This window comes from Paenibacillus sp. GYB004, from assembly GCF_036577605.1.
Lineage (GTDB): Bacteria > Bacillota > Bacilli > Paenibacillales > NBRC-103111 > Paenibacillus_AB > Paenibacillus_AB oceani.
Window position 1 is genome coordinate 286,458 of the sequence record NZ_JARBDB010000004.1, and the last position, 23,874, is coordinate 310,331.

The 23,874-nt window shown below is 55.2% G+C and carries 13 protein-coding genes; 12 read left to right on the plus strand and 1 reads right to left on the minus strand.

All coding sequences use genetic code 11. The annotated features are described in order from the left end of the window. Positions 1-128 precede the first annotated feature (128 nt). The 7 genes from PV433_RS03215 (at position 129) to PV433_RS03245 (ending at position 10,697) form a co-directional block, all read left to right on the plus strand. Positions 129-1,946, plus strand: coding sequence for a hypothetical protein (locus tag PV433_RS03215; RefSeq protein ID WP_332070751.1), 1,818 nt, complete (start codon positions 129-131; stop codon positions 1,944-1,946). A gap of 275 nt (positions 1,947-2,221) precedes the next feature. Next, positions 2,222-3,541, plus strand: a complete 1,320-nt coding sequence (locus PV433_RS03220; RefSeq protein WP_332070752.1) for an ABC transporter substrate-binding protein — start codon at positions 2,222-2,224, stop codon at positions 3,539-3,541. Between the two features lie 344 nt (positions 3,542-3,885). Continuing rightward, complete coding sequence (locus tag PV433_RS03225) at positions 3,886-5,229, plus strand: ABC transporter substrate-binding protein (protein WP_332070753.1); 1,344 nt, start codon at positions 3,886-3,888, stop codon at positions 5,227-5,229. Positions 5,230-5,258: 29 nt separating this feature from the next. Further along, positions 5,259-7,595, plus strand: a complete 2,337-nt coding sequence (locus PV433_RS03230) for a glycoside hydrolase family 31 protein (RefSeq protein WP_332070754.1) — start codon at positions 5,259-5,261, stop codon at positions 7,593-7,595. Positions 7,596-7,762: 167 nt separating this feature from the next. Next, on the plus strand, positions 7,763-8,542 hold the full coding sequence (locus PV433_RS03235; protein WP_332070755.1) for an NUDIX hydrolase: 780 nt from the start codon (positions 7,763-7,765) through the stop codon (positions 8,540-8,542). Between the two features lie 79 nt (positions 8,543-8,621). After that, complete coding sequence (locus PV433_RS03240) at positions 8,622-9,179, plus strand: cysteine hydrolase family protein (protein ID WP_332070756.1); 558 nt, start codon at positions 8,622-8,624, stop codon at positions 9,177-9,179. A gap of 84 nt (positions 9,180-9,263) precedes the next feature. Further along, positions 9,264-10,697, plus strand: coding sequence for a nicotinate phosphoribosyltransferase (locus PV433_RS03245; RefSeq protein WP_332070757.1), 1,434 nt, complete (start codon positions 9,264-9,266; stop codon positions 10,695-10,697). A 215-nt stretch (positions 10,698-10,912) separates the two neighbouring features. Here the strand turns inward: PV433_RS03245 and PV433_RS03250 are convergent, their stop codons facing one another. After that, complete coding sequence (locus tag PV433_RS03250; RefSeq protein ID WP_332070758.1) at positions 10,913-11,764, minus strand: SDR family oxidoreductase; 852 nt, start codon at positions 11,762-11,764, stop codon at positions 10,913-10,915. Between the two features lie 483 nt (positions 11,765-12,247). On the opposite strand from PV433_RS03250, the gene PV433_RS03255 reads away from it, so the two are divergent. From PV433_RS03255 to PV433_RS03275, 5 genes are all read left to right on the plus strand, one after another. Next, positions 12,248-12,424, plus strand: a complete 177-nt coding sequence (locus tag PV433_RS03255) for a hypothetical protein (RefSeq protein WP_332070759.1) — start codon at positions 12,248-12,250, stop codon at positions 12,422-12,424. A gap of 858 nt (positions 12,425-13,282) precedes the next feature. Next, the gene (locus tag PV433_RS03260) at positions 13,283-18,433 is read left to right on the plus strand and encodes a heparinase II/III domain-containing protein (RefSeq protein WP_332070760.1); all 5,151 of its coding nucleotides are present in this window, start codon (positions 13,283-13,285) and stop codon (positions 18,431-18,433) included. Between the two features lie 132 nt (positions 18,434-18,565). Then, entirely contained in the window at positions 18,566-19,969 is a 1,404-nt protein-coding gene (locus PV433_RS03265; RefSeq protein WP_332070761.1) for an extracellular solute-binding protein, read from the plus strand. A gap of 217 nt (positions 19,970-20,186) precedes the next feature. Beyond that, the gene (locus PV433_RS03270) at positions 20,187-21,887 is read left to right on the plus strand and encodes a molecular chaperone HscC (protein WP_332070762.1); all 1,701 of its coding nucleotides are present in this window, start codon (positions 20,187-20,189) and stop codon (positions 21,885-21,887) included. Next, positions 21,887-23,869, plus strand: a complete 1,983-nt coding sequence (locus PV433_RS03275; RefSeq protein ID WP_332070763.1) for a J domain-containing protein — start codon at positions 21,887-21,889, stop codon at positions 23,867-23,869. The genes PV433_RS03270 and PV433_RS03275 overlap by 1 nt, the downstream gene beginning before the upstream one ends. Positions 23,870-23,874 lie beyond the last annotated feature (5 nt).

Sequence of the window (23,874 nt, forward strand, 5' to 3'; positions counted from 1 at the left end):
GATAGACGATTGGTTGCAATCGATCGTCCTACGAAATGCAAGGGATTCCATTTACAATGATTGTAAATTCCAAGCAATAAGGAAGGACCCGAATACAATCCACTCCGATTGAGGGGGACTAAGAAAAGATGGAGCAGCAAGCGGGGAAAGGTTTGGAACAGGAACGGCCGGAGGAGCCCGGCATCCATGTAAGCCGCAGAAAACTGCTAACGGTCTTTGGTATGGCCGGTGCGGCCTTGGCCGCGGGCAGCATACTCCCGGGATCGACGGAGGCTTATGGAATAGAGGATTTATCGGTTGCCGGTACCGTATACGAAGGGGCTGACGGCAAAGGGAAAATTCCCCCGGGAATAGCGGCAAAGCTTGAGCTTGTATCCCATAACGAGCTGGCAGGTCGTGATATGGCCGAGGCGCATCCAGCGAGTGCGATCAGTTACGGCAATGGCAGTCAAGCGGATTTTAACGATAAAAAGCAAGCTGCGCTGGTTTCTATTTTTGACTACATGACAGTGTCCGAATTCAGAGATTGGAAAGCAGATCAAGAGAATTACAATGTAACATTTGCTTTACAAGCGGCATTAGACGCGCCGAATGTATATGAATGCTTGTTGCCGCAGGGTACTTATCTGCACAGCGGGCTTGTATCGGACAAAAATAATTTTACTTTTTACTCTAACGGTTATGCGCGCTCCATACTAAAGAGCGATCATACGGCTCACGTTGCTTTACACATTGCAAAGAATGTACCTGGCGTGAGCGGGTTTGTCTTAAGAAATGTGAAATTGCAGGGTAATGCAAATAATTTACGCGCCATTCAGCTCGGTGATTCGACGAAGTATGTCCAATTCTGTCAGCTGGACGGCTGTATGATAGATGGATTTAGCAATTCGGAAGCCTGCGATATTTATCTGGGCTCCGTGCAGGAAATTGATATCAATAACACGATGTCTTGGCGCGGAAATATCGGTATTTACAGACCTAATAGCGGGTATGGAACTTCGATTCAAATAAGAGGTAAAGCCGGATATTTAGGTCGTCATGCCAAACACGGGATAAAACTAGATGGCCAGATTGATGATATGTATATCCAAGATACCCCTATAGAGGGCAACGGCCTTGAGGGTATTTACATTAGCGATACGGCCTTCAAGGGTACGCAAGGTGTGACGCTGTACTTGCAAAATGCTTATCTCGAAGCAAATGGCAATGCTGGTGCAGGATTAGGCGCGGTTTATGCCAAAGGAACATCAGATTACCTGAAGTTGCACAGAATCTATAGTTCAGGGTGCAATTTTGCCGACAATCCTAATGCTCCATCCGGATTTAAAAATTTTGCTGGTGCACACGTTGCTTTAGACGTTAGCGGTACGTCAAATGTCTTGCCGAATACGATCGGTATTACGAATAGTTTTATCTCTTATCATGCAAATCTTACGGTTTCCTCCGGTGATGTTCTGCAACAGCTAAAAGATTTGAATGCCGCAACCGGAAACAAAGTTTTATCAACCGGCTTCAACTATTTGCGTGCGGTTCAAGTCGGCAAAAACGTTCAAGCCAATTTGTTAAGTTCTATTACGTTCCCTAACACTGCTGTTTTGTCCGCGGATACAAATACGCTGGATGATTATCGCGAGGTGGATTTTACACCGACAGTTACAGGGAACGGCGGTACGGTATCTTCGGCAACCGGCAAGTACACAAAGGTCGGAAATGTTGTTCATTTCTGGATTTCGATTATTTGCCAGAACTTCACATCAACATGGGGGATGACAAAGGTTAGTTTGCCGCACAGCTTTACAATTGGCGGAGCAGCGAATTATCTGAATAACCAAAACGGTTCAGGTGGCGTCTGTATGCTTGCGAGTCAGGCTGCAAACTTGCCGACGCTTTCCAGTTTAGGCAGCTCTGCAACACTCTTTATTAGCGGCAGTTACCAAACTACTTAATAAGACGCCTTCGTCCGCATGGAATATAGAGAATGAGAGAGGGGGGATGCCGATCCGATCGTTTCGAACGGCAATGCTGCGATGATGGTTTGGGATTAACCTTAAAGGGAGTCAACCTGTTCAAAATTTAAAACAGCTTCCCGCATTCAATGAATGGAACGGCCTCCGGCGATATTGCCAACCTGCAGCTTGCGGTGGCAGCTCCAGCTCCGGATTAACACTTTCCATAGGTTCAACAAGTTTCATAGAAAAAAATAACAGACGGGGTGTTCGCCATGCAAAAAACTTGGACATTCAAATCATTCACCATTTTATCGCTCGCTCTTTTGGTGAGCGCTTGCGGAAGCTCGACTCCGGGCAAAAACGAAGATTCTTCCGCGAAACCTAGCCCGGCCGTCAATAACCAGCCGGTGACCGTTAAAATCGCGGTCCATGCCGGAATCGTGAACGACGCCGACATGAAAAAGTATTTTATCGATCCGGTCAAGCAGAAATTTCCCCATATTACGATTGAACGAATCAACACCGCCGACAAAGGCTCCACGCTGAACGAGCTGGTGGCCGCCGGTTCGATTCCGGACATGGTTATCAACTACCCTTACAACTTGACGGATTTGACGAAGCTCGGGATCGACTATAACATGGATGCTTTAATCAAAACGCATGGCATCGATCTGAACCGGATCAGCCCCGAATATTTGGAATCGATCAAAGTTGTAAACGGTTTCAATTATTACACCGGCCTGCCGATGAACAACAATACGTTCGCCCTTTTTTATAACAAGGATATTTTCGATCGGTTCGGCGTTCCGTATCCGAAGGACGGCATGACCTGGGACGAAGTCCGCGAAGTAGCCGTCAAATTGACGCGGAATGAAGGCGGAGTTCAATACTACGGCTTATTCCCGGATAACGTATATCGCGGAGCGTATCAGGCGAGCTTGCCCTTCGTCGATTTGAAAAATAACAAATCCGTGTTCCAGACCGAGGAATGGAAAAATTTGTTTCAATTGTGGTATAACCTGTACGCGTACCCGGGCGCACCGGTCATGCCGAAAGAGCTGAACACGGTCCACGGCTTCAAAACAGGCCAAATCGCCATGTTCTCCGGATATTCCGGCCAGCTGCCTGACCTTCTCGGCATGAAAGACTTGAAGTGGGACGTCGTGACGTATCCGTCTAATAAAGTGGCTCCTGGTGTAGGACAACGGGTGGACTCGCCGATGATGTCGATCACGAGCACGAGCAAGGTGAAGGATGCGGCGATGCAGATTATATCCGTCCTACTGTCGGATGAGGTCCAAACCGAGATGACCAAAAATTTGCAGGCGTCTGTGCTGAAAGATCCGAAGATTAACGCTGAGTTCGGCAAAGCGACCCCGGAGCTTTCTTCGAAAAACGTAGTCGCCTTTACGAAGCCCAAAGTAGCGGTATTGAAGTCGTTCGGTTTCGTACCGGTAGGCAGCGCGGCCGGTATTCCGATCGCGGCCTTTACGGATCTGCTCTATGCCGGCAAAGACGTGAACACGGTGCTGCGCGAAGCTGATGAGAAGATGACCAAAGTCATTGCGGAAGAGCTTCAAAAAATAAAATGATCCGGCCATAGATAGACTAGCCTGCGAGCGATTGCAGGCTATCTTTTTTTCACGATAGCCGTCCGTTCCACAATTCACTAAGCCTCCTTATCCAAAACAGTCATCGATAGACGATGGGTTGCAATCGATCGTCCTACGAAATGAATGCGATCCCATATACAATGATTGTAATTCCAAGAAAGCAATAAGGAGGTCATTCATGAAAGGAGGCAACAGCCTCGCGAAGCGGATCATGTCCGGCAACATGTCGTCCAGAAGAATCTAACTCGCCGCTTTGGGAGAGCAGGTACTGAAGTGCAAGGGATTCGGAGTTTCCAACTATCTTCACAAAAGGAGATAAAGAGATGGCCCATAAAAACGGAAAAGCGAGCGCGGCGGCACTGTTGTCGCTCCTACTGGCAACTGCCTTGACGACGGCATGCGGAAGCGGACAGGAAGGACAGGAAGGACAGGAAGGACAAACTAACGAATCAAATGCATCTCCGCAAGAGCCGGTCGAGCTGGTCCTGTATTATCCGTTTATTAACGATTGGGACGAAGAAGGATTGAATCAATTGTTGGGGGAGCCGCTCAAGAAAAAATTTCCTTATATGACTCCCAAGTTTATCGTGGGCGGTTCGAGGCCGGGAACGGGCATCGCCGAACTGATCGCGGCAGGCCAAACAATCGATATCATTTTTTGCTCGATCGGAGCGACGCCGCCTACGCTGCTCGATCAGAAGCTGGAATTCGACATTTCCCCGATGATCAAAAAGGCAGGTTACGATCTGAGCAAGCTGGATCCGACAACGGTCGATATGGCCAAGCAAATCGCAAAAGGCGGCATGTACGGTCTCCCGGCGTACGTTCCTCCTTCGGCGCTTTATTACAATAAAGATGTGTTCGATAAATTCGGCGTTTCCTATCCGGAGGACGGCATGAATTGGGATGATCTAGAAGAACTGAATAAGAAGCTTACGCGAAAAGACGGGGATACGCAATACTACGGGATGGCGATGCCGTTCGGACATTTGGCGCTGATGAACGCCCGTTCGCTCAATCCGATCGACCCGGCGTCGGAGAAAGCCGTTATTAATACGGATGGCTGGAAGAAGTTTGCCGATAATTTCATCCGCTATTATACGGTTCCCGGCTACGAGAAGACGGTTAAAGCACTGGACGTCGGCGTTCAAACGAACCGGTTTTTCAAAGACCGCAATACGGCCATGTTTCTCGAGATAACCGGCACGCATGCCGCCCAGCTGGAAGGAATGAACTTCGACATCGCTACGTTTCCCGTATTTAAAGATGCGCCATCCGTCGGGCCTCAGCCTTACCCCGCGTACTATTACATTACGAATACGAGCAAGTACAAGGATCAGGCGTTCGAGGCCATCTCCTACTTCACATCGGAAGAGTTCCAACTGCAGAAGTCGAAGGAAGGAAAGATGCTGACCGTATTGCAAAGCAAGGCGGTCAGAGAATCGTTCGGTCAAGATGTGCCATTGTTCAAAGGCAAAAATACGAAAGCGATGCTGCCGCAAAAATACGGTCCCGCGAGCGCTGTGACGAGATACAACAGTATCGCCACTACCGAATTTTACAATGCCGTCATTGCAGCCATCAGCGGCGCGAAGGATCTCAATACGGCGCTGCGCGATGCCGAAGAAACGGCTAATCAAAAAATTCAGACGGCAAAGCCGAAATAGGCGTATAACCCGGAGAAGAGGTATAAAGCGTGGAAAATAAATCGCTGAAAATTATATTGCAAAGCGGCGGGCATATGTGCATTCAAGTTGTTGCGCCGGATACGTTCCGCGTCCGCTTAAGTGCGGCTGACGATTTCCGCGAGCCCGCGCTGATCCGTTACGGCATATTGGACAGCCGGCAAAGGGATGCCGCTTGTACGGTTAACGATCAAGAGCATATGCTGGATATCCGTACGGAACGAGCGCAGCTTCGAGTGGAGAAAAGCAGCGGCCGCATCGAACTTATGAATGCACGAGGTGAGATGCTGACACGCCATGCGATACCGCCGTGGTCCGATCCGCAGAGGGGGTTCGGCGCGGAATTTCTGTTGTCCGAGCAGGAGCGGGTGTACGGATTGGGCGACGAAACGCGTGAATGCATTCAAAAACGCGGTCATCGGGCGAACATGTGGGTGGCGAATGTGAAAGCGTATGCTCCGATTCCGTTTCTTATGAGCAGCAACGGATGGGGGCTCCTTATTAACACGACATGGCGACATTCTGTAGATGTAGGCAGCACGGTGAATGATCGGCTGCGATTTTGGGGCCGCCGCGGCGAGCTGGACTATTTCTTGTTCGCGGGAGAAACGTATGCCGATCTGCTTCAAAGCTACACGTCCGTCGCCGGCAAGCCGCAGGTTCTCCCGATCTGGGCATACGGCCTTACTTTCGTGTGCAATGAACAGGCCAATGCGAGAGAGATGATCGACGATGCGCTGAACTTTCGCCGCGAGGGCATCCCTTGCGACTTGATCGGGCTGGAACCGGGCTGGATGGAAAAAAATTACGATTATTCGGTGAATAAGAACTGGCATCCGGAGAGGTTTGCGGTTCCGTATTGGTTGCCGGACGGCGGACCTTCCACTTTCTTCGGCGCCTTGGAACGACTCGGCTTTAAATTGAGTTTGTGGCTATGTGCCGATTACGACATGAGTTTGCATGAGGAGCGGCTGATCCGGGAGAAAGAAAATGCCGGCGGCGGTTCAAGCGGCTTGAGTGCGGAGGATGCGGGCTTCCAAAGGACTCATCCGGACGATTATGAACAAGATACGAAGCTGCAGCACCCGGTCTATATGGATAGGGTCACGAAGCATGGCGAGGCGTGGTATGAGCATTTAACCAAGTTTGTGAGGCAGGGCGTCTCCGCGTTCAAGCTGGATGGCGCCCAGCAAGTTCTCGACCACCCCGACCGGCTTTGGGGCAATGGAATGATCGACGAAGAGATGCACAACCTGTATCCGATTTTGCTCGCCAAACAGATGCATCTCGGCTTTAAGGAGCAGACGGGACGCAGACCGATGATTTATACGGCAGGCGGATTTGCAGGCATCCAGCAATATGCGGCCACTTGGGCAGGGGACACCGGCGGAGGGCCGAAGCCGCTCGTATCGCTGCTGAATCTCGGGTTGTCCGGACATTCCAATACGAGCTGCGATATGGAGGTGTTTACTCCGGCCGGTCTCCACTTCGGGTTTTTGCAGCCATGGTCGCAGGTGAACAGCTGGGCCTACTGGCGCCATCCGTGGCTGCTGGATAAGAAGATGCTGGCTATGTTCAAAATGTACGCGAAGCTGCGGTATCGTCTTCTGCCGTACATCTATTCCGCGGCGCATGCTGCCGCTCGTACGGGAATGCCGATTATCCGTGCTATGCCGCTCGCGTATCCGAACGATCCGAAGTCGGACGACCTGCTCGGACAGTATATGTTCGGCGATTCCTTCCTCGTCGCCGCTTTTACGGACGAAGTCTATTTGCCGGAAGGCGAGTGGATCGATTATTGGACGAAGGAGCGGTACACGGGCCCGCAAACCGTCGCCTGCAAGATACCCGCATACGCGGGAGGAGCATTATTCGTTCGCGCCGGAGCTATCATCCCCGAATGGCCCGAAATGGACTACGTTGGAGAGAAGTCTGTCGAACGTTTAGGGGTGCAGGTTTACCCGCATGACGCCAGCAATTTTACGCTGTATGAGGATGACGGGACGACTTTCCTTTATGAGGAGGGGAACGTTGCCGAGACGCGGATCGAATGCCGGCAACAACAGGATGCCGTCGTTCTGCGAATAAGTCCGCGAATCGGGATGTATGAGGGAATGCCAGCGAAGCGCAGCTACGATATCCGGATCCATTCGGATAAGAAGCCCGCCTTCATTGAAATCAACGGGGAGAAGCTGCCGGAACGAGTGGAGAAGAATACTCGGGACGATGCCTCTTGGGGCGTCGAGGGAGAAGGCTGGGCTTACGATCGAAGCATGCGTACGGTTCGGCTGATCGCCGAGGAAGATGAACGGAAGAAGGACGTTGTAGAAATCGTAGTTGTTTCTTGAAGGAATAAGGTGACAGAAGACCGATGCGGCGATGACCGTATCGGTTTTTGATCGTGCTGGAACAGATAACGGAACTGTAGTGCGTTCAAGCCAGAAACATGAGTTGACATTCGAATCGTAATATGTCATTATGACATTATCAAAACAACAATTTGAAGGAGACGCTCATGCATCCGACCGACGAGATCGAGAACGAATCCAACTATACGCCCGCCAAATACCGGACGCCGGACGGGGCTCCCTCCGATATCGTCATGTTTACGATCACTTCGGAGGACAAAGGGACGGGCAAGAAGGCTTTGCCGGACCGCAAGCTGGAGGTGCTGCTCATCCAGCGCAAGAAATGGCCGTTCGAGGGCCAATGGGCGCTGCCCGGCGGGTTCAGCAATGAGAACGAGAGCATGTACGATTGCGCGCGGCGCGAGCTGATGGAGGAGACGAGCGTAGCCGACGTTCATCTCGAATATTTTAACGTGTACAGCGAACCGAACCGCGACCCGAGGGGCTGGATCATCTCTCACGCCTTCTTCGCCCTTGTGCACGAGCGTTATTTGGCCGCTCGCAAAGCCCAGGACGATGCGGCGGACGTCCGCCTGTTCCCGGTGGATGAGGTCCTTGCCATGAAGCTGGCCTTCGACCACGGCCGCATTGTGCGGGACGCTCTGGAGAGAGTCCGGGCCAAGATGCTGACGACGACGATTGCGAAGGAGTTTTTGCCGGACGAATTTACGATCGGAGAATTGTACCAGGTGATCCGCACCGTCGTACCGGATTTTGAGGAACCGAACTTTATCCGCAAAATTACGTCAACCCGGAGCCGGCACGGCTTGCTGGAAGAAGCGAAGGATGAGCAGGGAAGGCCGAAGCAGTCGAACCGCTACTCGCAGCGGGCCGCCCAGTTGTACAGGTTTACCGGTTTTGTGCCGGAGTTGTCGATTTACGGATAAACAGCTGAGCTGCAAGGAGCAGTACAGCGGCAACATGCACGGAACCATAAAACCATCTTCTCTACAGGAGGTTACCCCTATGAAAGCTTTGATCGTCATCGACTATACCGTGGATTTCGTCGTAGGCAAGCTGCCGTGCGGACAGCCGGCGATCGATATCGAAGACCGCATCGCAGAGCTTGCGGAGTCGTTCGCGGCGCAAGGAGACTGGGTCGTTATGGCCGTCGATCTTCATGAGGCGGGAGACACGCTTCACCCGGAGCACAAGCTGTTCCCTCCGCACAACATCCGGGGAACGGACGGAAGAAACTTGTACGGCAAGCTGGATGACGTATACCGCCGCAACCGCGACGCCATGTACTGGATGGACAAGACGCGGTACAGCGCGTTTTGCGGCACGGATCTGGAGCTGAAGCTGCGTGAGCGGGGGATTCGGGAGCTGCACCTGGTCGGTGTCTGCACCGACATCTGTGTCCTGCACACGGCGGTGGATGCGTACAACAAAGGGTTCGGCATTGTCGTCCATACGGATGCGGTCGCAACGTTTAACCCTCCCGGCCACGACTGGGCGCTCGGCCATTTCCGGGGCTCCCTCGGCGCTACGCTGCTAAGCGGCGGCCAACCGGTTCCGGATTGATTCCGGGAGCCGGCACCAAAAATCCGTCCGGATCGAACTGTCCGGCACTCTACGGGGAACCCCCTGCCGAAAGGATGACAACCGATGAATTACGGGGATTTGACACTGCATACGGATAAATACCAGATCAATATGATCTACGCACATTGGAAGCTGAACCGGCATAACCAGGTTCGCGTATTCGACGCTTATTTCCGCAAAAATCCGTTTAACAACGGGTACGCGGTATTTGCCGGACTGGAGCGGATCGTTCATTATATCAACGCCCTGCGCTTCGACGAGGACGATATCGCCTACTTGCGCGAACAATCCGAAGGGTACGAGGAAGCGTTTCTCGACGAGCTGAAGCGGTTTAAGTTCACGGGCTCGCTCCATGCGGTTCCCGAAGGGACGGTCGTGTTCCCGAACGAGCCGATCATCCGCGTCGAGGCGCGCATCTTCGAAGCCCAACTGATCGAGACAGCACTGCTGAACTTCATGAACTACCAGACGCTGATCGCTACCAAAGCGTCGAGAATCCGCCGGGTCGCTCCCCGCGATACGCTGTTCGAGTTCGGAACGCGCAGAGCGCAGGAAGCGGATGCGGCGATCTGGGGATCGAGAGCGGCCTACATCGCCGGCTTCGACGGCACGAGCAACATGGAGTCGGGCAAGCTGTTCCGCATCCCGACCGTCGGTACGCATGCCCACGCCTGGGTGATGGATTTCGATACCGAGCTGGAAGCGTTCGAAGCGTTCGCGCAGGTTCACCCGGACCATGCGGTGCTGCTCGTCGATACGTACGATACGTTGAAATCGGGCGTTCCTAATGCGGTCCGTGTAGGCAAGCAGCTCGAGCAGCGCGGACACAAGCTGAAAGGCATCCGGCTGGATAGCGGGGATCTCGCCTACTTATCGATCCAGGCCCGAAAAATGCTGGACGAAGCCGGTCTCGGCTATGTAACGATTACGGCCAGCAACGATCTGGACGAAAACCTGATCTTCGATCTGAAAGCTCAAGGAGCGCGCATCGATGCATGGGGGGTCGGCACCCAACTGATTACCGCAGCGGACAATCCGTCGCTCGGGGGCGTATACAAGCTGGTCGCCCGCAAGCAGGGAGACGACTACGTGCCGGTTATTAAAATATCCGGCAATCCGGAGAAAATTACGACGCCGGGGATGAAAACCGTATACCGGATCGTCGGTCAGCACGGCAAAGCCGAGGGTGATTACATTGCGTTTGTGCACGAGCGGGTGAAGGAAGCAAAGAAGCTGAAGCTGTTTGATCCGGTGCATACGTATTTGCAGAAGGATGTAACTGATTTTGAGGCAGTCGAGCTGCTCCAGCCCGTCTTCGAGGGCGGCAAGCAGGTAGGCCGTCTGCCGGGATTGGATGAGATCCGCGCTTATCACAACAACCAGCTTGACTTGTTCTGGGACCCTTATTTGCGCAAAATGAACCCGGAGCCTTATCCGGTCGACATGAGCGAGACCGTATGGAACACCAAGATGGATCTGATCGCGAAGTACAAATAGAGGTTGTTCAAAAAGCCCACTTTTGATCACGAAGCAGATCAGGAAGCCTGCTCGACATCGAATATGGAATTCAGCCGGAACTTCCGGTGCTCACGTAGTTCCCACTACGCTACGCTCCTCATTTCCTAGCTTCATCCCATCTTCTCGGTGCTGAAAACCGGACTTTTTGAACACGTTCAAAATAGGAATACAATCAGGCAGCCCGTTCGTTCGGCTCACCCGTCCCGGGTCAGCCCGACCTGCTGCTCGCTCCAAGCCCATAGCCGTTTCGCCGAGAGGGCATCGCTCGCCTTGGCGGATACGGCTGCGGGCTTTTTCTTGTAGAAATATTGTCCGCTCACCCCCGCCGCCTCGTCGCTCATCGCCAAATACAGCGCGGTCGCCGCGCCTTGCGCAGGCGTCTGCATCCAAGGCCTCAGCAGCCTGTAAGCGAACTTGCCGAAGCCGGTCTGCCGATCCACTCCGAGATTGGTTGCTACGGCTCCGGGATGTACGGCGTTGACGGTGATGTTCGTATCTTTCAGCCGTTCGGCCAGCTCCCGCGTAAACAAAATGTTGGCCAGCTTGGATTGGCCATAGCCGGCTACGACATGAAACCGTTTCGCCAGGTGAGGGTCTTCGAACCGGATCGTTCCGGCTTTGTGCGCCCCCGAGGATACGACGACGATGCGACCCTGGGGTGAGCGGCGCAAGGCGGGGAGCAGCAGGTTCGTCAGCAGAAAGTGGCCGAGATGGTTAACGCCCATCATCGCTTCGAAGCCGTCCGAGGTCGTATATCTCCGGACCGTGACGACTCCCGCATTGTTGACCAGCACGTCCAGCGTATCGAACCGGGTCAGAAAACGATCCGCGAACTCCCGGATGCTCGCCAGCGACCCGAGATCGCAAGTCATCGTTTCGATCGCCGTCGAGCCGCTCTGCCGTCCGGCCTCCCGTCTGGCGGTCTCCCCGCGTTCCGCGTTCCGGCATGCCATGACGACCCGATATCCGCCCCGGGCCAGCCCGATAACCGTAGCCAGCCCCATGCCGGAATTGCCTCCGGTGACCAGCGCAATTTTTTGCCTCAATACACATCCCTCCCGTCTACTATATATATTCATCATAAAGTTCCGTTTGCCGGTTGTCTATCGGAGATCCGGTCCGGCGCCGGGCATCTTGAGAAAATTGTGGAGGCATAAAAAATCGGCTGGACTACACATTTCGACAGTAAATTTCCGTCTAAAAAGTTGGTTCTTGTCGAAAGGGTAATATTTCCATTAAGTATTTTTTAAGGGAAAGATAAGGGACGAAGGACATGAGCGGATGCGGCGTTTTAGGTGAAAATACCTTGTTTATCCCGGTGCGTCAGTCGTGCGGAAGTCGGAGCCGAATAGGACGGGGGTTAGGATCGGCCGTAAAAGCCGAGGCTTTCGTTCTAGTTATTTATGCAATCTTAGTCTAAATTTAAATGAAAATTTATGTGAATACCCGACACACTTTGACAGTATTTACACCGCCATCGTGCGATAACTATTACTAGGGATTAATTTCCAATCATCGGGGGGAGTTAGATGAATACTGCCGGAGTGAAGATCAGTTTGGACATCCGGGTGATTATGAGACAGTTGGGTGTTACGGGGTACGTTGTGAAGGAACAGCCGATACCGCCGAACCCGCCGAAATCGCCGCTTGCGGTGCAGACGGATTGTACGACGTATACAGTGGACGGACTGCCGGCCGTTCTCTAGTTGGATTTTGCAGGATTGGAATGCAGGGAGCGCGTTGCCGCTCCTGAACAGGCTTCGGAATGAAACCTCGGTTAACCTTTTATTACCCGCATATACATCCGCTGAAACACAGTCGTTCTCCCTAAGGACGATTGTCGTTTTTATATAGAAAGCAGCATCTACGGGTATCTCGCTTCATCGGGTACATTAACGTCAGGATTACGATCTAGCAGTTCGAGGCGGAGGAGGTGTTTCACCTCTTTTTTTGTTGTTGGCAAAGAGTGCAGCCCCACCAACAGGTTGATATAAGGGGGCAAACCACCTTTATTGGGTACAGTTAACGTATGCATTTGCATTTGGATTTGCGCAAGCCAAAGGAGGGGCTGTCCCAAAAGGTTTGCAGAACACGCGAATGCCCCCATTTCCAATCAAGGACCTCGACTTCCACGGTAATGTGGAGATTGAGGTCCTTTTTTCTCAAGGTCATCCGGTTCAAAGTTTGGCTCGAAAAATCGCAAAACAACGTTGGAGACAGACAGCCCGTTTTAATTATTCGTTTTCTGTTTTTTCATTGACAGTCAGTAGTTTGTCATGTAAATTATGCATGTAAATAATAATTCTCAAAAGGAGGGAGGCTCCGCCCGGAGCATGGGCGCCGGACGGATAACGCGCAGCAAGAACCGCAGAACGGCTTCACGTATCGGACAACATGTAACCGCTTGCAAATGCTGTAAACGAACTGCCATTTTGTAAGAGGAGTTGTTCTCAAATATGGGATCTCGCCTTCATTTCAAAGCAATAAGTTTGTTGCTGGTTTGCGCACTCCTGCTTTCTTTGTTTGCTTTACCGATTCCAACTTTATCCGCGGAGGCAGTTGCCGTGAATGCCGAACAATCTTTGCAGCCGAAAAACCGGGACTTCGAAAGCCAAACGAACGGGAAGCCGTCCGACTGGACGATTTACGACAACAACCAGCTGTATCAGACGTCGACCGAGCAAGTGTACGCCGGCACCTACAGTGCAAAGATCACGAATCTCACCCTGTCGGCGGGGCTGCGCAGCTCCAAAATTCCGGTAACGCCCGGGCATAACTACGAAGCCTCGGTCATGTCCTACAACGTGGATACGAACTCTTATCTGTATTTGGAGTTTTGGGACGCGGCTGGCAAACGTCTGACTCCGGTCAGCACCAAGGTGAACGATACCCGGGGGCAGTGGGCCAGGACAGAGATCCGGGCCGCCGCGCCGGCCGGGGCTGTTGCCGCCACATTGCTGCTCTATTTGTCCAGCGCCAATAAAGGGACGACTTATTATGACGAAGCCGCATTCCGTGAAGTTACGTCAACCCCTTCGTCGCTGTTCGACCATCTGGTGCCCGCCACCTCCAAGACGCTGTATCAGATCGGGGATACCGGCACGGTAGAATGGTACGGCACCCGAACGGACGGATCGCTGCTGGAAGCGGCGGACATCTCGCAAGTGACGTATGCCAGCACCAATCCCGGCGTATTCGCCGTACATCCGTCAACGGGCGTCTTCCAGGCGCTGTCGGCGGGAAGCAGCGAGATCAAGATCAAAGTGACCGCCGAAGGAACGACGAAGACGACCATGCTGACACTGAGAGCGGACGATTTCACCGGGAATGTCACGGGCAGCAAAACGAAGAGCACCTATTACACCGACGCCAAACGGGCGAACGCCCAAGCCAATATTGCAGCCTACGACTGGGCGCGGGCCCAGAGAGACTCGGCGGTGACCAGCGCGGCGCCTTATGCGGCGCTTGACGACGATCAGCTGTGGAGTATCGTGACGCCGCAAAGCGTCTCCCGCAGTCTCGGGATCGCCACGCGGTACAAATTAAGGCAGAAGGGCAGTCCCGATCCGGACGATTCCACGATTAGCAGCTACGGCAATTATCCTTGGAAAATCGATCCGATCCAGTACCCCTGGAAGCTGCAAAGTCCGGTAACCGGTCGATTTTTCCCGACTAATGACTTCGCCTCCTTCTACCAGAGCGGGATAAACGAATACGGCGTGTTCGACTACCGGCAGGCTTTGAGCAACGGAGCCCCCTATTTGACGAATACCGGCGACCCGCAATCGGAATGGGGAGTGGACGACGGCTGGGGCTGGACGGAAGCGAATGGCGACATCTGGACCTTTATCGCCTACTACAACCACTGGGGCATTTGGTACAACGGCTTTATTATGAAAGCTCTGAACAGCTTGCGGGATGCGTATCTGTACACGGGCGATGCGGAATATGCCTATAAAGGTCTAATTCTGCTCGACCGGGTGGCCGATCTGTATCCGGACCTCGACGTGACCGCTTATCCGTGGGCCAAAGGATTCGATAACGGCGATCCGGCCGTTCATTCCGCCCAAGGGAAAGCGGTGAACGACATCTGGGAGACCGGACTCGTCAAAAGCCTTCTGTTCGCCTACGACGCCTTTTTCCCGGAGATCGAGGTTCTGGAGGATCGGCTGACCGCCTTTTTGTCGGCCAAGGCGCAGACGTACCAGATGGCGAATCCGAAACATTCCGCGGCGGCGATCCGGAAAAACATCGAAGACAATATCGTGCGCATCGTCTATCCGGGCATGCAGAAGTCGCAAATCCGCGGCAACAACGGGATGCACCAAAGCGCGCTGGCACTGGCTGCGGTCGTGCTCGACGAAGAGGTCACCTCCAAGCTGTGGCTCGATTATGTATTCCAGTCGGGCGGGCTCGTCGTGGTTCAGGACCCGGACCGGCCTTACGGCAGACAATATCAGGTGACCGGCGGGGACCTGAACCGGCTGCTGGCGGACGAGATCGACCGGGACGGGATGGGCAACGAAGCGGCGCCCGGCTACAACGGTTTATGGCTGAACACGTTTCTGGAAGCGGCGGAGGTTCTTGACGGATACGAACGTTATCCGGAATTCGATCTGTACCGCAACGTCAAATTCCAGAAAATGTTCTCCGCCTTTTACCGTCTGACGATGCTGGGCAAATATACGCCGTCGATCGGGGACTCCGGATTTCTCGGCTCGCCTGCTCTGGTCGGGGACAAAAACCATGATATTCTGGCATTCGAACGGTGGGGCAATCCGCTTCACGCCCAACTGATTTACTTGAAAAACGGCGGCTCGGCAAGCGGCATTCATGGAAGCATCTTCTCCCCGAATCCGGAGCAGGTCGCTATCGATATCGCGAATGTGATCGCGGCGGAGGGACCGATGCAGCTGGACAGCTCGCTGATGAGCGGCTACGGACTGGCGGCGCTCCGCGACGGAAGCCCTCCATTTTATGCGAACGGGGCTGTCTACGAGTTTAACGATCTGGAGATCGTCTCCGCGAACCGGGGAACGAAATATTTGCCCAATTACAACGCGCTGCTGTTCCAGAATACGGACGGTGCGGGCGCGGCGATCACGTTCCGGTTTTCCGTACCGGCTGCGGGCGAATACGATATCGACATGCTGCCGAACAAAGCGCCCAGCTACGGCAAATACAAGGTCGCCATCGACGGGGTGGACGCAGGCTCGTATGACTTTTACGGCGCTTCGGCTCCGGACAGCTTCTCCACGCTGGCGACCCGGTGGCTGGAGGCGGGCCTGCATACGATCTCGTTCGTCTACGAAGGACAATCGCCGGGAGCGACAGGGTATTACGCGGCGTTCAAGAAGCTGGCTCTGGTCCGTCCGGAAGACAGGGAACGGGAGCAGAACGCGCAGAAGGATACGCAGCGGGATGTATGGCTGTACTTCGGACGCAACGGCGGGCACGGGCATAAGGATACGCTGAATCTCGGCATTCACGCGTACGGGATGGATCTGGCCCCGGATCTCGGTTATCCGGACGTCACCGGCAGCGATCCGAAACGAATGGAATGGACGGAGAATACGATCTCCCATAATACGGTCGTAGTCGATAAGTCCAAACAGAGCGGCTCGATCGTCGGCATTCCGCATCATTTCGACGGAGACGGGAATGTGCAGCTGGTCGACGTAGAAGCCCCGCGGGTGTATCCGAACACGGAGACGTACCGCCGGACGACCTCGATGATTCGGGTCGATGAGGAGAACTCGTATGCGGTCGACTTCTTCCGCGTAGAGGGCGGAAGCAGCCATACGTTCAGCTTTCACAGCGCGGATGCGTCGGCGGTAACGGCGGAAGGGCTCACGCTCGTCCCGCAGCAGGACGGCAGCGGCCGGTATGTCGGCACGTATGCGGGCATCGACGTTCCGTACGGGCAGAAGGAGCCGGGCAGCGGTTCGGGCGGCGGGTACAAGGGCAGCGGGTTCCACTATTTGTTCGATGTGGACCGGGCGGCGAATCCGCAAGCGCCGTTCAGCGTCGACTGGAAAGTGAAGGATACCTGGGGCATTCATCCGGAAGATCCGAACGTTCATCTTCGTCTGACGATGCTTAGCGACGTCGATCAGGTCGCGCTCGCGAGCGGGCAGCCGCCGCAGAATAACGCCAAGAGCCCGCCTTCGGTCCGCTACATGGTGGCCGAGAGACAGGGAGTGGACTTGAAATCGACGTTCACGTCCGTGATCGAGCCGTACCGGAACAGCCGGACGATCGCATCGGCAGAGCGGCTCAGCGTGTATAAGGACGGGGCGATCGTAACCGATGACGCCGTTCAGGCAGTAAAGGTCCAGCTCGCAAACGGAAGAGTAGACTATATCTTCTATTCGCTGGACCCCAGCGCCGTGTATACGGTGGAGAACCGGCTCCGGTTCCAAGGCTTTTTCGGGGTATATTCGGAACGAGACGGGGCGTACGAGTCGGCTTATCTGCACGACGGCACGTTAATCGGCCCGATCAGCGGTCCGGCTATCCAGAAACCGTTCGGCAGCTTGAACGGGACAGTCGCCGATTTTACGAAAGACATGTCGCTGACAAACGAGATCGTCGTGAATCTGGATTTGCGCGGACTCTCGCCGCAGACGCTGGTCGGCCGGATGATCCACGTCGACAATGACAATATCCGCAACGGTACCTACGAGATCAAGGGCGTCTCGCAGGCAGCGGGGGACCAGCAGTATCGTCTCGATCTCGGAGATACGACGCCGATCCGCTCTTACCGGGACGCGAACGATTTCAGCAAAGGGTACGTGTACGACATCGCGCAGGGAGCGTCGTTCCGCATCCCGCTGTCTTACCGGGATTCGTACCCGGCGCCGGGCCTTGCGTCGATCCGCCTGGAAGGGATCACTTCGCCCGCACCGGCAGGCACGGTGTCGCAGACAGTGGTGACGGCCGTATACCGCAGCGGCGCAGTTGCGGATGCCACCGGCTGGGCGCACTATGAGAGCTCGGACAGCAGTGTGGCCGAATTCATGAATACGGGACTGCTGCTGCTTAAAAAAGCCGGTACGACCGTGCTGAAGGCGACCTACGGAGAGCTCGCGTCGGAGCCGGTCACCTTGCTCGTGACGGGTACGACGAACAGCACGGCCAAGCCGGGCATGCCGGTGCTGTCGGATAATAATGGTCACGACTACGGCATACTGGACGGCAACTACGACATTACGATGAACTTGTGGCACGGGGAGAACGGCTGGCTCTACAGGTTGTATGAAGACGGCGTACGGATCGATACGCAGCCGTTATCCGACCGGACGCCGTCGGCGCAATCCGCCGTCACCCCGATTAGCGGCAAGAACAACGGCACATACCGGTACCGTGCCGAGCTTACGAACGCGTACGGCACTACCGTGAGCGCCGAGCACATCGTCACCGTGACGGGAGCAACGCCGGGCAAGCCGGTTATCGCCCATAACAATTGGGACGGGGACGGCAGCTACCAGGTGAGCATGAATTTATGGTGGGGCACGAATGGAACGGAGTACCGGCTGTACGAGAACGGCGTATTGATCGATACCCGGACCTTGACGGACCGGACGCCTGCGGCGCAGTCGGCCGTGACGAACATCGCGGGCCGGGGGCCGGGCACGTATGAATACCGCGCCGAGCTGACCAACGAAGCAGGCGCCGCATCGAGCGACATTCTCATCGTGACCGTCGGCGGGTAAGCGGACGGAATCGGGAAGAGCCGGCCAATCGAGCCGGCTTTTGCCGTCTGTCCGGGTGTGATATGATAAGGCCATATAGACAGGACGGGACACCGCCCCGGGAGCGGGGCCAATCTATGGGGAGGACCGGATGTGAGAGCAGGCTCCAAGAAATACGCGAAATTGCTGCATGATCTGAAGCTGGGGATTATGAGCGGAGAGATGAAGGAGGGCGAATACATCCCTTCCGAGAATACGATCGCCGAGCAATACGGGCTCAGCCGTCCGACCGTCCGCAAAGCAGTTGCGGAACTTGCCGGGGAGGGGCTGATCCGGACGATCGCGGGCAAAGGCAGCGTCGTTCTCGCGCTCGGGGACAGCCCGGGGAACCGGAAGGTGACGCTGCTGAATCTGTACTGGATGCTACCCTCCTACGAGTACCCGATGATCGAGGAAATCGTCGGACGTTTCAACCGGGAGCACGCTCATATTCAAGTCCGGCTCGTGCCGTTCTCCAGCGAGATCACGCCGCTTGTGTACGCGGGATACAAACAGCAGGATATGCAGGAGCTGAAGCCCGATCTGATCAGCATCTCCAACCGGTTTCTGTTCGAGCTTGAAGCGGAGAAGATCGAAGCGGTGCTGCAGCCGCTAACGGATCTTCATCTGGAGACGGGGAACGACATTTACGATTTTTTGTGGAAGCCGGCCAGGCGCGGCGGGCAACTGTTTGCGGTACCGGTTTCCTTCTCCCCGGTTATGCTCGTCTACAACCGGTCGATGTTCGAGGAGGGCGGACTGGACGTTCCGGACGGCGGCTGGACGTGGGACGATTTCGTACAGGCTGCGGTGCGGCTGAGCCGGCAGATCGACGATTCGACCGTTCAGTACGGATTCGCGCTGTCGCCTTCCTTTTACCGGTGGCCGCTGTTTTTTATGCAGGAGGGAGGGCAATTCGCCCGCAGCGGGAAGGCGTTTCCGCCGCTGAACGGAGCCGGGGAGGCCGGCATTCAATTCATCCTCGATCTGATCTACAAGCACCGGGCGGCGCCGCTGCTCCATACAGCTTCGGACCTGAGCGAGCAGATTTTCCAGCAGGGCAAGGTCGGCATGATCTTGTCCACGTATTACCTGTGCACGCTGTACCGGGAGTGCCGGTTTGACTGGGGCGTCTGCAAATTCCCGGCCGGCCGGCACGACCGCTCCCTGGCGATCTCTACGAATATCGGGATCGGCAAAGGGTGCGAGAACGTGCACGAGGCTCGTTATTTCATCCAATACTTGCTGTCGACGCCGATTCAGGCGCTTGTGAAAGAGAGGAGCACGACGATCCCTGCGGTCCGGACCGTCGCGGAATCCGCCGAGTATCCGCACTCCGCCTTTGCAGGCTCCGGGTATGAGTCGTTCAGGGAGACGCTCGGCGATATCCAATTGGTCAACGATCTGGGCTTGACCTGCGAGCAAGTGACGAAGCTGTCCCGGGCTATGGAGATGGTCTGGTTCCGGACGGAAACGTTCGAGCAGGTCTGGAAGTCATTGGCCCGGGAATATGGCTGAGCCGGATTTGCTGCCGTTGGGCGCCACCTAACGGCCGATAGATTCGTAGTGTACAAGTACGGCCCTCTTTTTTGTGAAGAGGGCTTTTTTTCAATTCACCTCGCGCGGAGGGATGTTCCACCACTTTTCATAAAAATAAACGAGGCGTTTGCCGATAATACATGAAGTGGCGGAAATAGACACCTTTTCGAAAACTTACAAGCGCGAGGTAATGGACATGACAATGATAGGAATTGATTTGGGGACTTCCAACAGTCTCGTAGCGTACTGGACCGACAACGGACCGGCGATTATCCCGAACGTGCTGGGGGAGCGGCTGACGCCGTCGGTGATCAGCGTCGACGATAACGGCGAGGTGCTCGTCGGGCAGATTGCCAAGGAACGGCTGATCACCCATCCGGACCGGTCCGCCTCGGTCTTCAAGCGATATATGGGCACGGAAAAAGTGGTTCGTCTGGGCGACTATTCGTTTACTCCCGAAGAGCTGTCCTCTTTTGTCATCCAATCGTTGAAGGCCGACGCGGAGGCGTTTCTCGGACAGGAAGTGGCGGAGGCGGTCATCAGCGTCCCGGCTTACTTCAACGACACGCAGCGCAAAGCGACCAAACGCGCGGCGGAAATTGCCGGCCTGAAGGTGGAGCGGCTGATCAGCGAGCCGACGGCGGCCGCGATCGCGTACGGGCTCCATCAGGAGGAATCGGATACGAAGTTCCTCGTCTTCGACCTGGGAGGCGGCACGTTCGACGTGTCGATTCTGGAGTTTTTCGAAGGCGTGATGGAAGTGAAGTCGATCGCGGGCGACAATTACCTGGGCGGGGAAGATTTCACCAATCAGCTCGTCACTTATTTTGTCGAAACCAGCGGGATCGATCTGCAGGCGCTCGACTACAAAGGCCGTTCCGCCCTGTTCAAGCAGGCCGAGTTGTGCAAGAAGGCTCTCGGGCAGGAGACGGTCGGCCGGATGAGCTTCCAGTACGGGGAGAACACCTGCGAGCTCCGCATAGACCGCCAGCAATTCGAGAAAATATGCAGCCAGCTCATGCTGCGTTTGCGCCATCCGATCGAGCGCGCCTTGCGGGACGCGTCGTTGTCGCCAAGCGATCTCGATGCAGTCATTCTGGTCGGAGGGGCTACGCGGATGCCGATTATCAAGTCGGTGGTCAGCAAAATGTTCGGGCGGCTTCCGTTCTCGCAGATCAATCCGGACGAGGCCGTGGCGCTGGGGGCCGCGATCCAGGTGGCGCTCAAGGAGCGGAACGAAGCTCTGAGGGAAGTGGTGTTGACCGACGTATGTCCGTATACGCTCGGCACCGACGTGATCAGGCGGCTGGGCAACGGCAAGTACGAATCCGGGCATTATATGCCGATTATCGAACGGAATACCCCGATTCCGGTCAGCAAGGTGGAACGGTTCTACACGGTAAACGACAACCAGACGGAAATATCGGTCAATGTGTTCCAGGGCGAAAGCCGCAAGGTCGAGAACAATATCAAAATCGGCGGCTTTGCGGTGATGGTGCCGTCCGACCCGGCGGGCAAGCAGGCGATCGACGTCCGTTATACATACGATATTAACGGAATTTTGGAAGTGGAAGTGACGACCGTCTCGACCGGGGAGAAAAAGAAGCTGATTATCGAGAAAAATCCGGGAAGCCTGACGCCCGAGGAAATCGAAGCCCGGCTGGCGGAACTAAGAGACATTAAAATTCATCCCCGCGAACGAACGGAGAACCGGCTGCTGCTCGCCAAGGGAGAGCGGCTGTATGAAGAGGCGCTCGGGGAAAAGCGCAATGAAATTGCGTTTTATCTCAGTCAATTTGAAAGTGTGCTCGCTACGCAAAACGAGCCGGACATCAAAAAAGCCGCGACCGAATTTAAAAAGCAGCTGCTTCATTTCGAGAGGTGGCTGGAATACTGATGAACATCTGGGAGCTACTCGGCATCGAGCCGACCCGCGATGTCACGCACATTAAGCGGGCTTACGCCCGAAAGCTGAAAATTCACCATCCCGAGGACGACCCGGCGGGGTATCAGCGGTTAAGAGAAGCGTATGACGAGGCACAGAGGTTTGCCAAGCGGCCGGAGCCGGAACGCTGCGATGAAGTGGAAGAGGAAGAAGGGGAAAACGAGCGCGAAGCCGGCTGCCCAGAAGACGATGAACAGGACGCCGAAAGGAATGCCGAAGAAAACGCCGAGGAGGACGGCGACTACGAGGAAGATGACCGGGAGGACGACTATAGACTTCCAAGGTTCACCCTGCTCGACACGCACGACGAATTCCGGCAGAGTAACTCGCCGATCGGGGAGTTTATGGAAGAGGCCGAATCGTTGTACGACGACTTCGCCGCCCGGATTCAGGTGGAACGATGGCAGGAGCTGCTGAGCGCGGACGTCGTCTGGAATGTGGAGCTGAAGCAGACGCTGAGCGATCGGATGGCGGATTTTCTGGAGGAGCGCGATCAGCTTCCGCGCAGCATCTGGCAGCTGCTGGAGGACAACTTCGGATGGCGGAACCGGGCGCAGGAGGAAGCGTATTTCGGCGACCGCTACTCGGATTTCGTCGAGTATTTGACCGGACAGCTCGAAGGGCCCGGGCTGCGCTTTACATTTCTAAGCGGCGGGGGAGGACGGGACACCGATACGTTTTTGCGTCTGCGTTACGACGCTTTCCAGTCGCTGCGGCACAATGATCTCGATTCCGCCGCCGAGGCGATCGGCCAGGCTGGCGCGATCTATCCGGACGATCCCGATCTGCTTCGGCTGCAAGGGGAGTACTACCTGCGCACGGGAGAGACGGAGCTCGCTCTCGCCGCCTTCGGCAGAGGGATCGCTGTACATCCGGACGACATCGACGGGTATATGTACCGGGCCCGGATTTATTACGATCAAGGCTTGTACGCCGAGGCGATCGAGGCATGCAGCATCGTGCTGGAGCGTCAGCCGGAGCTGACGGACATCCGGTATATTCGCGGGTTATGTGAGATGAAGGCGGGAAACCTAAACCGCGCCGTATCGTCTTTCGAACAGGTGCTGCAAGCAAGCCCGAACGACATCCAGGCGACGACCGCGCTGATCGAAAGCCGGCTGAAGCTGGAGGAAGCGATCCGGACAGGCCGTCTCAAGGGACGCAAGTCCGAGCTGCGGCAGCTTCGGGGCGGGCTTGAGCCTTGGGACCGGAAGACCCGGCTTCGGATGGTATATACGTTTTTCCCGAAAATCAAGTTTGTTTTCCTCATGCTGCTTATTCTGTTCACCCACAACCTGATCGCAACCACTTACGAGAAGCATACCGGATCGACGCTCTCGGAATTATGGATGGACAAGAAGGGCGGGGAGGAGCCGGCACCGCCTGTACCGGTTGGCAGCGCGGCAGAGATCCCGGCGGGAGCGCCGCATGTTCAGTTTACGTACAACAACATTTCCTTCATCGGTTTATATGAATTCAAGAACCGCGATGAGAGCGGCAAGGAGACGGCGGAATACGTGTCCTATTTGGAGCTGGCCAAGAAGGAGACGAGTCATTCGAATGAAGTTCCATCCGGCTGGATCTATGCGGGCTATCTCGGCGATTCGCTCGTCATCGCGGTAGCGGACGCGAAACAGGCGGATCAATGGAACAAAGAAAAGACGATGCAGGTAACGGGCCAAGTGCTGGATATGCCGCCCCGGCAGCTCCCGAGGCTTGTGCAAGAGATGCTGAAGCTGCCGGGTTTGTCCCTGTATCAAGACGCGGCTACGGTGACGGATCGTCTGATCGACACCCGGATCATTCCGGAGGAGCAGGACCCGAAGCGAACCAAACTGCCGTTCCGGCTTACTCTGTACGTGATCGTATTGCTGTTGCTGTATGCGTCACTGATTCGCGTGCTTGCGGTAGGTTATAGAGCGGCCCGTTTCTGAAGCGG